The sequence below is a fragment of the Okeania sp. genome (assembly GCF_983059655.1).
On the sequence record NZ_CEZPJD010000154.1, the window covers coordinates 1 to 12744 of the forward strand.

A 12744-nucleotide genomic window follows, 5' to 3' on the forward strand; every position below is an offset into this window, starting at 1 on the left:
CGGTAAAAAATCTATTATATCATGTTCGGTAGCATCATTTGTGTATAGAATTGAGTCACAATGGTAAGAAACCCTTCTGCCTTCGTTTAACTAAAATATAAGTATTCAAGCAGACATGATATTACTGGTAATAATGGTTTTCATCTTGACCGCGATGTAAACGTGTGGCATTTTGCTCAAAAGCGTGGTAGAACATTTTTCTACCAAATTGGGAGATACTCCCTAAGTAGAAATTTCTACTATGTATTGTTAACAATTGTTAGCAAAATAATATCGGTTAATACAATAAAAACATATCTATGGATATAGTTGTGAAAACTGAGAAAAACTTTTTTGAGAATCTCGGTATAGACTTATATAGATAATGAGCAAAAAAACATGACTACCAGCCAACCAAAAATTATTGTCCTAGATGATGACCCCACGGGTTCCCAAACTGTTCATAGTTGTCTACTTCTGACTAAATGGGATATAGAAACCCTCAAATTAGGATTACTTGATGAATCTCCTATATTTTTTATTCTCTCCAATACTCGTGCCCTGACTCCAGAGCAAGCAGCTAATGTGACACGAGAAGTAACACATAACTTGACTGAAGCGATCGCTCAATTAAATATCCAAGATTTTTTAGTTGTTAGTCGTTCTGACTCTACCCTACGAGGTCATTATCCCATAGAAACAGATGTCATAGCAGCCGAACTTGGTCCATTTGACGCTCATTTCCTAGTTCCAGCATTTTTTGAAGGTGGAAGAGTCACCCGCAACAGCATCCACTATTTAATGGTTAATGGTGTAGAAACGCCAGTTCACGAAACAGAGTTTGCTAAAGATTCGGTATTTGGCTACACCTATAGTTATTTACCTGATTATGTGGAAGAAAAAACCAAAGGTAAAATCAAAGCTGAAACTGTAGAAAAATTTACACTTGATGATATTCGCTCTGGTAGTTTAGAACGTTTGATGAAAATGACTGGCAACCAATGTGGAGTTGTCGATGGTGAAACTCAAGCTGACTTAGACAAGTTTGCTAATGATTTGTTAGCAGCAGCTAGTCAAGGTAAAAAGTTTCTATTGCGGAGTGCTGCAAGTATTTTAACTTCTTTAGCTGCTTTGGGAAATCAACCTATAGCTGCTGAGGAGATGAGGCAGTATGTCAGGAGTGGGAAACCAGGTGTAATTATTGTGGGTTCTCATGTTAAAAAATCTACCCAACAGTTGGAAAGGTTATTACAAGAGTCTGATGTAGTGGGTGTAGAAGTCAATGTGTCTCATTTAGTTGAAGAGTCTGAGGAAAAGAGAGCAAGTTTACTCAAAAATGTACTCGAAAAAGTTCATACTGTTCATGCAGAAGGGAAAACACCTGTAGTTTATACCAGCCGTGAAGAGTTGACTTTTGAAAATGTGCAGGTGCGTTTGGAGTTTGGTGTAGCAGTCTCCGAGTTATTGATGGATATTGTTCGGGGTTTGCCGGAGGATATTGGGTTTTTGATTAGTAAAGGTGGGATTACTTCTAATGATACTCTGAGTAAAGGTTTGGCTTTAACTACTGCTAGATTATTAGGTCAGGTGTTGGCTGGTTGTTCGATGGTGCGCACTCCCGCAGAGCATCCTCAATTTCCTGAGTTACCTGTTGTTTTATTTCCTGGTAATGTTGGGGATGTGGATGGTTTGGCGACAGTTTATCAGCGTTTGAGTCGATAGTTTTCCCGAGGTTGAGTTTCCTCCCTGACTATTTTGAGAAGGGGGGAATTATTTGAGGTTTGCGCTCAAAAGTCTTTTTAAGGAGTGGGGGAGTAGGGGAGTAGGGGAGTGGGGGAGTAAAGAGTATAGCGCTGTGCGCAGGCAACAGGCAACAGCTCATCTGGCAACAGAGGGAATAAATTGCCGATAACATAAGACTTTTAGCTATTGGGCAAATCCTGCAATTTGTAAATATACCAGCGCTCATTGCTGTAGTTAGGAGAAACGAGGAATTAATTAGGAGATAATCGAATATATTTGTTAGAGTAATTTTTCTGCTATCCCCGTGCCTTTTGTGTTAAGTTTTTGAGGGTTTCCAGTTGAAAACCAGGCACTTTTTTCCACCGAAAAAGGCACTTACCTTATCTGTCAATGCCTTTAGATTTAATCGGCAAGCCCTACCTAAAAATTGAGAGATTATAGCGCTACATCAAACCAATGAATCTGTTTAGCAGGTAATTCTAACAGCAAATACTTTGCCACAGTACTATAACGGATGAGCCGTAAAGCATGAGAAAACAATATTATTCTAGTTATTGCTAATTTAAATCCAGGAAAATATATTTGTATGGGTTTAGGAGTACAGACATTGTTTGATATTGATCGACACCATAACTTTTCTTTTAAATTCCTTGATAGATATAAATTTACTCTATCTGAAATAAATGTTTATGTATACGATAGCCAAGGAAAAATATGGCGAGAGCCAGAGATTTTTGAAAAGATAGAGAAGAGAGATATTGTCAGAATTATGCCTCAAAAGTGGGTTTCCTTCAGCAAATCACGAGGAATTCTCGGCTATATTCAAGAATGTCCTGATGGCACTTGGCTAGCACATAGTTCGTATTATATCAATGAGAAATCACTTTTAGATGGTACGGAAATATTTGGTTTCTCAGACGAATTCTTTGCCATTCGATATTTACATCAAATTATGGGTGCTGCCTTTCTCGACTTTGGATATGAATCTGTACCTCCTCTACCTCAAGAATATGAAATCGGCTTAGATTATCCTAAAAAGGATATCTTTTTAGAAGACCTGGATGCTTTAATCGGGTGTGTACAGAGGTATGGTGATGGTATTTGGTTTTCATATAGTCCTTACTATCCTCAAGCTACAGGTAAAGTTGAAGCAATTGGATTTATTAGTGAATTTTATGCAGTTCGATATTTATATCAGATTGTAGCCACATTTTTCTATGACTTAGTTGATGAAACAATTATTCCTCCGCTTCTTTGGGAAACCTCTGCTCAATGAGATGCCAGAGGAATGAAGATGGAAGTTTGCCTGCTGATTTGGGAGGATTAAGAAAGTCCAAAACCAGCAAAGTCGAACTTTTTCAGCTCATGTAGCTATTTTACTTGTTGATTTAACCAGTTTTCCAAATCTACTATAGTTGCTAAATCAAAAATTTCATCACCTAAAATATCTAATTTTTCTACAGATAATTGCTCTATTTTAGTTTGAACTTCTGGAGTTATTTCTCCAAACTTTCTGCGAATTTGACGTAAGATTTGTTTCACTATGCCAATTCCAATTCCTTCTTCTCGTCCAATTCCAATTCCTTCTTCCCGTCCAATTCCAATTCCTTCTCTTCTTGCTAGAGAAATTTCTCCTTTCCTGTCTCTAATCAACTTTTCCTGTTTCTCTAATTCCTCTAATTCTTCATTGTTTAAGTTCGCCTTATTCGCTATATTTAATGCTGCTTCTATTTCTGATACTTCTCCTAATGAAGATGGTACTACTTCTAAATTGGGAGCTGAAGTCAGAAAATATATCCATTTCTCACTCAGAGTTTCTAATTCTGATAATTCTTTGTTAAATTTGGGTAATTCTACAAACATTAATGTTAATTCATCTTGATAATTAAACAATTCTGTTTCTTCTTTAAGTCTAAATTTAGTAATAATTTTATCTATTTTTTCAAATAACACAAAGTCGGTAATTGTCAAAGCCACAAAAGGTTTCAACATGAGGTAACTTTCTCCTACATCTAATTGATTTCCATAGGCTTTAGCTAAGTTATAGATTACTCGTTTTTCAAACTCTTCTACATTCAAGACTTGCATTTCAATGATAACTGTAGAACCATTATCTAAAACTGCTTTAACATCTAAATAAGTATCCTTAAGAATGTTAGTAACTCCAGGATTATAAGGATTAATTATGTCTAGGGATTGAATAATATTTTGATTATTGTAGACTATAGCATTGAGAAAACTAATCAGGATGTTTTTACTGTGAATAGAACCAAAGATTTTTTTAAAGGCAAAGTCAGTTTTGGGGCTAATAAATTTCATTTAAGTGTTTCTCCTAAAAGATTATACCGATTTTATAAATGTTTGCTACACTTTCTTGAGTAGGGGAGTAGGGCAGTAAGGGAGTAGGGCAGTAGGGCAGTAGGGCAGTAGGGCAGTAGGGCAGTAGGGCAGTGGGGGAGAAGTAAAAATGTGAATAATTTACACCAACTGGCTAATAAAGATCAAAGAAGTTATTCTACATAAGTTATTTACTTAATAGTTGAAATTTTATACAAGTAAAGCATTCTTTTTTTCACCCTTGGTATTAGACCTAGCTACCTACTAAGATAGTACAACTGAAATATGATTTTTAATGATGGAATTTTTCTCAAATTTATCTATAAAATTTTCTTCTTCCTAATTCTCTCTTTCCTCTTCTAACTTCAGGTTTTAACGCTGCATTATAAATTTTTTCATTTTCTTTAACAGACTGCCACAAATCAATCATTGGTCGTGGATAATCAACACCAATTTTTACACCAAACCTTTCTTGTTCAATAGGTGATAATTTTCCTGGTTCATGTATTTTAGCAGCAGGTATTTTTGCTAATTCTGGCAACCAATGTTTAACATATTTTCCTTCGGGGTCATAATCTTTTGCCTGTTTAGGAATATTAAAATAACGAAAACCTCGTGCATCATTTCCTACTCCAGCAGTATAATTCCAATTTCCCCAGTTACTACAAACATCATAATCTATCAGTAAAGACTCAAACCATTCAGCACCCATTTGCCAATTAATTCCTAAATTTTTAGTCAGGAAACTGGCAACATTTTGTCTGCCACGATTTGACATAAAACCTGTCATTAAAAGTTCGCGCATATTAGCATCAACTAAGGGAAATCCTGTTTTACCTTCTTGCCATTTTCTCAACTTTTCCCAATCTTCTTGCCAAGGAATAGCTACTCCTTGTAAACCAGATTTATGAAATACTTTATTCCCATGTTTTTGACAAATAAATCGGAAATAATCTCGCCATAATAATTCAAATATTAACCAATAAGTAGAATTATTTTTTACCCTCTGTTCTTCATATTCTTGTACCTGTTCATAAATATAGCGAGATGATAAACATCCTAAAGCTAACCAAGGAGAAAATTTAGAGGAATAATTTGCCCCTAGCATTCCATTTCTTGTTTCTTTATAAACTTTTAAACAGTCTTGCTGCCAAAAGTAATTTTTTACTCTTTCTTTTCCAGCAGTTTCTCCACCTTTAAATGCTAAAACTGTTCGTGAATCTTGTAGTGGTAATTCTAGATTGAGTTGGGATAAAGTCGGTAATTCTCCCAGTTCAACTTCTGGCAAAAATGGTAATTTTTTAGGAGTTGAAAATGTAGGATTTACAGTGGATTTTTTTTCTATCTCTTTCCGAAAGCTCGTAAATACTTCTGGTAATTGTTGAATTTCAAAAGGTAAATCATTAGGATGATAAAGTGTATGACCCCAAAATGATTTCAACTTAATCCCAATTTGTTTTAATGCTTGATGAAGTGCTGTTTCTACTTGAATTTCTTCTGCTGTAACTTCTTGATAAAAAAATACAGATTTAACCTTGAATTCTTGAGCAAGTTGAGGAATTGCTATTTCTGGTTTTTGTTGACGAATTATTAAATTGCTACCTAATTTTTGTAGAGTATTACGCAAGTCAGCAATACTTTCAATTAAAAATTTTGCCCGAAAAGCACCTGTTTTAGGAAAGCCAAAATTAGTCTTACCAAATTGTCTTGGATCGAAGCAATAAATAGGAATAATTTGAGCCTTAGTTTTTAGTGCTTTATCAATGGGTTCATGGTCATGGACGCGTAAGTCGTTACGATACCATAATATAATTCTTTCTTGATTCATAAGCTTTTATAGCGCTACGCGCTAGGGAATAGGGAATAGGGAACAGGGAATAGCAAACTGTAAAAGGGTTTTAGGATTGAAAAATATCCTAACTAATTCTTATAATGCTATAGCAATCAGGAATGAGTTGTGAGAATTTAGATGTTCCTTAAAAGTATAGAATATAGCAATTATTATATTCATATGATATGTTTTTTTCTTCTTTTCTGTTCCCTGTTCCCTGTTCCCTGTTCCCTGTTCCCTAAAAAATGAAAAAACTAATTACTAAACTGACACCTGAGCAAGAAGCTCTGATTCGAGTTTATCGGAAAAAGTGGCATACAATAGCACATTCTACCCAACCTATTAATCGTCAAAAAGCTACTGAAGCGATTCAGTTAGCCTACAATTTAATGGGCGACCCAAACCCAGAAATTGTTTTTTGTGAAAGCCCCTATGCAGCTTTTGACATTCTGCTTAGTGTCATTTGGCAGCGATGGGAAAGCAAAGATGACTATGGTCATCGTCACATTTTCGGAGATAGATGGCAACTTTTGAGAGAACAACTAGAGTTGCAAATTACCGATAAATTATGTGAAGAAATAAATAGCAAAATTCGGGAAGATACTGACAGTTCATTAACAGAAGATTCACTAAAATCAGAGGAGCTTTGGAGTCACATTCTTTACTCTCAAATAGAAGAAAAATGGCAAGAAATAGTTGCTGAAATCTCAATTAAGTTGTTGTGTTTGTGGAGTTATCCTATTCCTACAGAGTTATGGAGTAGTTATGTTGCTTGGATAGATTTTTGTATTTCTGTGATTAATTGTGATTATAATTCAGATGACTGGCAAGTATTAGAATCTATTGTTAGAGATTGTGGTTGGATATATCCTTTGAGAAATCTATGTATTATTTGCGATCGCCCTAGAAAGTTATTATTGGATGATGAATATCGCCCCCACGCCGAAGGAAAACCAGCAATTGAATTTGCTGATGGTTATAGTTTATATGCTAATCATGGTGTGAGATTACCAGAAGAATATGGAATGTTATCTCCTCAAAAATGGGAGGCAAAATGGCTTTTATCTACAAAAAATGCTGAACTCAGACGAGTATTAATTCAGGAAATTGGTTATGAAAAAATTTGCCAAGATTTACAAACTTTAGAAATAGATACATGGCAAGAATATACTCTTTTAAGAATAGATGATGATGCCGATATTGAGCCAATATTAATCTTAAAAATGATTTGTCCAAGCACGGGAAATATTCATACTTTAAGGGTACCTCCCCATGTAAATTCGGCGAAAGAAGCTATTAGTTGGGTAAATTGGGGAATCGATCCACAAGGATTTTATATACAAACTTAGCAATATTATTTCCGTGAATATGGTAGGTGGAGACAAGGAACACTGATAGTGGGAGCAATATGCCCCCACTCTACTCTTCCATGATAATGCACCACGACTTACAGCACTTTTTAGAATAGTGAGGTACGCTTTTAAGGCTAATCTTTTTTTCCCTACTCCCTACTCCCTACTCCCTAAAGTCCTAAAATTTTGTACCTCATCAACTACAAAACTGCTGTAAGATTTTTGGCATGAAAAAATACCGACTACATTGCTGTGATCGGCTCCTTTGATTTTTGATTCTTCTTCGGTATTTGCCTCTAATTCCACCTTCATCAATTCCAAGGCTTCAATCTCATCGTTGTACATTGCGATGTTCATCAACCGTTCTACTAAACTTACCCAAACTTACCCATACACGATTGCATAAGCTTTGGAGTTAGCTTCCTGTTTTGCTGACGCAATGCTGCGCAAACACTGAAGACCACTGACCGCAGTCTGTAACTTATCTTCTCCACAGGCTTAAATTCGCTTGGAACTCAAGCTACTGATACCCATAGTTTTTCAAGTTGACAGCAGCATTAAAATCTCTGTCAGCTTCAAAACCGCATTCACTACACTCATAAGTTCTCAAGTGCAACGGCATTTTCTGTTGATGCCCACAGTTTGAACATATTTGAGAACTTGGATAAAATCTAGGAGCTATGACTAATTTACTGCCGTACCATTCACATTTGTATGTAAGTTGACGTTTAAATTCATAAAATCCACAATCTGCTATGGCACTTGCTAGTTTATGATTTTTAAGCATTCCACTTACGTTTGTTTCCTACCCTCACCCATCAGACTTTTTCAGCAAACCTCAAATAGTTTCGCTCCTTTAAAATGTTAAGTAACTTCCGTAAATTACTGTAGCATCAAAGTTTTGATCTTATAAAATCTTAATGCATGACTTTTGACTTAATAACTTCCGTAAAACAGTATGGCTACTTCTTCAATAAGTCGTGTATCGTGACAAATAAAAAGAGTCCCTAATTGCTGTCCAGTCAAGCTGTGAATATTTTCAGTATGACTGAGGGACTCCGTTGTCCTACCAGAGAGAAGAACACCATAAGCAATGTAATTCATATTATGAATTTAATGACAAGTTTTGTCAATACTTTAGAGAAATTTTTTTGAGATAGATTTGATATCAACGATTTGTCCCATCAAAGTAAAAGAGTTTTGCTTCCTTAATTTTAAGGCATTCTTAAGATTTCACTCTGCTAAGGTAAAAAAAAATTAATGATAAAAAATATCAAAAAAGTCTTGACAAATTAAGGAAATTATTGAATATTAGTTGCAATAAGTATGTAATATCCTCTGGAACAAGAGGTAAAAGGCCATAATTATAAATCTGGACATCTGAGAAAAAGTATTAAAGCTTACTCTAGTCCAAAAGCAAAAAAAATGACCACTATAGTTAGTGGCCAAAGCTATGTATTTTGATTAAGAGTATGATATCACAATTAGAACCTTCCATCAATTTCAGCAATACAGAATAGAGCTGAGTCAGTACTGAGATGAGCGATTTGCATTTCTACTACTGCCATCTGCTCAAATCAGTGACTTAGTAAACACAACATTAGAATTTATGCTAGGGCAGTCTCTAATTTGACACTGCTATATTTGTTGACTTTATGAAAGAAAGTTTTACCAAAGATGGTGTGATTTTCTGACATATTGTCAATCAATTTTATCTGTTAAAAATCGATAATTATTCCCGTTCGATATCTGCTTTATTAGTAGTTTAATTTGCATATTTAGTAGACAATAATGTATAAATAGCTATTTTAAACATAACTGCTGAATCATTATTATTTGTAAAATTTATTGAACTAAATTAGATTAATATTTTTTTCAAAAAAACTATTCAATCATTATTAAAAAAAAGTAATTGATCGTACTGTTTTTCTATTTCATGTGTATAGTATATTATTATATAAGCAGGTAATAACTACTACATAAAAAATAGTAGTAGCTATTGTAATAAAAACTGCTAATGAGGCTATAATCCAAGGAAACAAAACCATGCAAACTTATGATATAGCAGAGGTTAAATACGATTGGTGGGCTGGTAATGCTCGCTTCGCTAAACTATCTGGTTTATTCATCTCTGCTCACGCAGGTCAAGCAGCTCTAATTACCTTTTGGGCAGGAGCATTTACTCTGTTTGAAATCTCTCAATATTCCCCTAATTTGCCTATGGGAGAACAGGGTTTAATTTTACTGCCGCACCTAGCAACTTTAGGTTTAGGTATCGGTAACGGTGGAGAAGTTGTAGATACTTATCCCTTTTTTGTAGTTGGTGTTGTACATCTAATCTCATCAGCAGTCTTAGGTGCAGGAGCACTTTTTCATACTTTTAAAGCTCCAGAAAACTTAAATGATGCAACAGGTGGAGCTAAGAAATTTCACTTTGAATGGGATAACCCAAAACAGTTAGGAATAATCTTAGGTCATCACCTACTTTTTTTAGGATTTGGTGCTTTATTATTAGTAGCCAAAGCTATGTATTTTGGTGGGCTTTATGATGCGACAACTCAAACTGTACGTTTAGTAACTAATCCCACTCTCGATCCATTAGTAATATATGGATATCAAACTCATTTTGCCAGTGTTAATAGCTTAGAAGACTTAGTTGGAGGTCACGTTTATGTGGGAATTCTGCTAGTCTTAGGTGGCATTTGGCATATTATCAAAGAGCCACTTCCTTGGGCAAAACGGGTTTTAATCTTCTCTGGCGAAGCAATTCTTTCCTACTCTTTAGGTGGAATAGCTTTAGCAGGTTTTGTTGCGGCTTATTTCTGTGCCGTTAATACTTTAGCTTATCCTGTAGAGTTTTATGGCCCAGCTTTGGATATTAAGCTTGGGATTACTCCCTATTTTGCTGATACTTTAGAGTTGCCTCTAGGTGCTCATACTGCTCGTTGTTGGTTAGCTAATGCCCATTTCTTCTTAGCTTTCTTCTTCCTTCAAGGTCATCTCTGGCACGCTCTGCGAGCTATGGGTTTTGATTTTAAGCGTGTTGAAAATGCTTTGAATGGTGTTGTAGAAGAGTCTTAACAACTAACGCCTAGAACTCAGGGGTCAGAAATCAGGATATTCTTTGTACTTAGGTCTGAGGATCTGGCTCCTGTAAATAATTAATAATTAATAATTAATAATTAATAATTAACAATTGCTTTTCCTTTAAAGGAGAGGCTTTAAACCCTGTACTTCCTTTACAACTCCCTCCACTTGACTCTTAGCTACTCCCTGCTTTAGCAAAAATATTTATTCAGCAAGCTCTAATTATTTGGTAATCAAAGTTTTTCCGGGAATAGAGGAATGTCTGCGCCATATTTGTGTAGCGCTATAGTTTTATAGTCATTAGTCGATATTCAGTAGTCAGTAGTCGAAAATTGGTAGTTATCAGAAAACATCATATTCGCTGTTTGAGTAATGAATACTGCTTTCTCAGGTGAATGCTTTTAAGTTTTCTTGATATCAAGTGGAAAAATTTTGTTTTTAGGCTTGACAATTTCAGTTAGGTTGTGAGTTAATATTAATAGAAATATTTCTCATTAGATTGAGTGAAATCCCTACTGATAATACTAAGGATTGAATATATTGTGTATTAAGACTTTGACTTATAAATATTTTTCGCAATTTATTGATATTTTTTCTCATCTTGTTTGAGTACAGCTAAGCTCTAAGGTACCTAAATTGCATATTTTTCAATAGCTATTATGGATGAAATACTTATCATATAAAAGGCGATCGCGATTTTATCCGATAGCAAAATATGCAGCTTGAATACACAACAATTTAATAGATATTACTTTAAATAGAGCAGTTAGTATTCAAACTATAGCAGAGAAAAGGGAAAAGTAGGAGAGATCGTCATCAACATAAGTTCTAAGCTATCTCTCTATTACTATAAGTTAGTTACTTGTTTCCAATGAATAAGTAATCTGTACATTTATTTTGTGTAATTTTCAGTCATTAAATTACAGGCAAATGACGAGACCTTTATGATTTGTTTTCTGTTCGATGATAATTACAGTTTTGTCAAGTTATCAAAATAATTGGGTCTAAAACCCCGCTTTAATTAAGGCGAAATATTTTTGGAGGCTTGCTCAAATCTCCGTTACAAAAACAACTTCTAACTTCTGACTTCGTTATTTCATCCCATCATTATCAGAAATCAACAATCATAATTAATGGTAATTTTAAGAATATTTAGCTACAAAAAGTATGAATTACTAAGCTTAATTTTAGCCACTTAATTTCATAAATAAAATAAATATAGGAAATCAAAAAAAATGCAAAATTCACGAAAACTGGCTTCATGGAAAGTCAGAAAAGTAAACAAAAATGGTCATCAAAAACAACAGAATAAATATTTATCAGGAGAAACTAATGGGCAAAATAAAACAATCAATGCCAACAATAACTTGGATCGATTACGAAGTGATTGGTCTGGTTATTGTGATGAATTAGATATTGATTAATTCTAATTCAATAACTTTAACTGCTAAAAGTTAGTTACATCTAACTACCATAAATATAAATGATTACAAGCGAGGTAAAAAATGTCAAAAATTGGTCTTTTTGTCGGTAGTACAACAGGGAAAACTGAATCAGCAGCAGAGATGGTTCAGGAAGAATTTGGTGGAGAAAATGTGGTTACTATCCATAATATGGATGAGGTAAATACTGAAGATTTTGATGGTTATCAAAACATTATAATTGCTAGTCCCACCTGGAATATTGGTGAACTACAAAGTGATTGGGAAGGTTTTTTTGATGAACTAGACAATATTGATTTTAATGGTAAAAAAGTAGCCTATTTTGGCACAGGTGACCAAATAGGATATTCCGACAACTTTCAAGATGCCATGGGTATTTTAGAAGAAAAAATCTCTAGTTTGGGTGGTAAAACAGTTGGACATTGGTCAACAGATGGCTATGAGTATAGTGAATCTAAAGCTGTCAAAAACGGTCAATTTATAGGTTTAGCTCTTGATGAAGATAATCAAGCTGAACTTACAGAAGAACGCGTCAAAAAATGGGTAGCACAACTCAAAACAGATTTTGGGATTTAGTCGTAAGCATTCAGCGGTATGCTATCAGCTATTAACTTATTATCTTAGAAGGGGAATTCAACATGATGTTTATGCAGCATTCACCAGGAAAGAAAAAGGTAAAAAGCTGTTTACAGTATGACAAAAGGAGATGCTGTTTGCGGAGCATTCCGTAGGAAATGCTAATAGCTAAATGCTTACGTCTGATTTAATTTCAGAGGGTAATTTACGAAACTGTATTGATTAATGAAAATCTACCTGATTTTCTAAAGATATCAATGCTCGACAGAAGGAAGGAAGTTAGAGGGAAAAACAGAATTTAACAAATTTAACTAAGAAAAAGTTCAGAAGTCACGCCCGTAATAATTTCTGAATTTAATTCTGTAAAACTCGCAGATTTCGGGAGTAAGTTTGAGAG

Annotated in this window: 9 protein-coding genes and 1 pseudogene; 6 read left to right on the forward strand and 4 right to left on the reverse strand. The window is 34.6% G+C overall.

Translation table 11 applies throughout. The features are described from left to right. Positions 1-378: 378 nt before the first annotated feature. Positions 379-1701 (forward strand): four-carbon acid sugar kinase family protein, encoded by a 1323-nt coding sequence (locus AC3DU7_RS11060; protein ID WP_488039404.1) that lies wholly within the window; start codon positions 379-381, stop codon positions 1699-1701. 607 nt (positions 1702-2308) lie between these two features. Continuing rightward, positions 2309-2998, forward strand: a complete 690-nt coding sequence (locus tag AC3DU7_RS11065; RefSeq protein ID WP_488039405.1) for a hypothetical protein — start codon at positions 2309-2311, stop codon at positions 2996-2998. 95 nt (positions 2999-3093) lie between these two features. On the opposite strand, the gene AC3DU7_RS11070 is transcribed toward AC3DU7_RS11065, so the two are convergent. Further along, positions 3094-4041 (reverse strand): Rpn family recombination-promoting nuclease/putative transposase, encoded by a 948-nt coding sequence (locus tag AC3DU7_RS11070; protein ID WP_488039406.1) that lies wholly within the window; start codon positions 4039-4041, stop codon positions 3094-3096. A 334-nt stretch (positions 4042-4375) separates the two neighbouring features. Then, complete coding sequence (locus AC3DU7_RS11075) at positions 4376-5887, reverse strand: DASH family cryptochrome (protein ID WP_488039407.1); 1512 nt, start codon at positions 5885-5887, stop codon at positions 4376-4378. Positions 5888-6135: 248 nt separating this feature from the next. Here AC3DU7_RS11075 and AC3DU7_RS11080 point away from each other — a divergent pair, with 248 nt between their 5' ends. Further along, entirely contained in the window at positions 6136-7239 is a 1104-nt protein-coding gene (locus AC3DU7_RS11080) for a DUF6745 domain-containing protein (RefSeq protein ID WP_488039408.1), read from the forward strand. Positions 7240-7398: 159 nt separating this feature from the next. On the opposite strand, the gene AC3DU7_RS11085 is transcribed toward AC3DU7_RS11080, so the two are convergent. Continuing rightward, positions 7399-7599, reverse strand: a complete 201-nt coding sequence (locus tag AC3DU7_RS11085; protein ID WP_488039409.1) for a hypothetical protein — start codon at positions 7597-7599, stop codon at positions 7399-7401. A gap of 163 nt (positions 7600-7762) precedes the next feature. Further along, positions 7763-8047, reverse strand: a pseudogene (locus AC3DU7_RS11090) (RNA-guided endonuclease InsQ/TnpB family protein); the annotation flags it as partial. A gap of 1241 nt (positions 8048-9288) precedes the next feature. On the opposite strand from AC3DU7_RS11090, the gene AC3DU7_RS11095 reads away from it, so the two are divergent. The 3 genes from AC3DU7_RS11095 (at position 9289) to fldA (ending at position 12347) form a co-directional block, all read left to right on the forward strand. Further along, positions 9289-10323, forward strand: a complete 1035-nt coding sequence (locus AC3DU7_RS11095) for a chlorophyll a/b binding light-harvesting protein (protein WP_488039410.1) — start codon at positions 9289-9291, stop codon at positions 10321-10323. A gap of 1241 nt (positions 10324-11564) precedes the next feature. Continuing rightward, a complete protein-coding gene (locus AC3DU7_RS11100; protein ID WP_488039411.1) occupies positions 11565-11753 on the forward strand; it encodes a hypothetical protein in 189 nt (62 codons plus the stop codon). Positions 11754-11834: 81 nt separating this feature from the next. Next, positions 11835-12347, forward strand: a complete 513-nt coding sequence (fldA, locus tag AC3DU7_RS11105) for a flavodoxin FldA (RefSeq protein ID WP_488039412.1) — start codon at positions 11835-11837, stop codon at positions 12345-12347. The last annotated feature ends 397 nt before the right edge of the window (positions 12348-12744 follow it).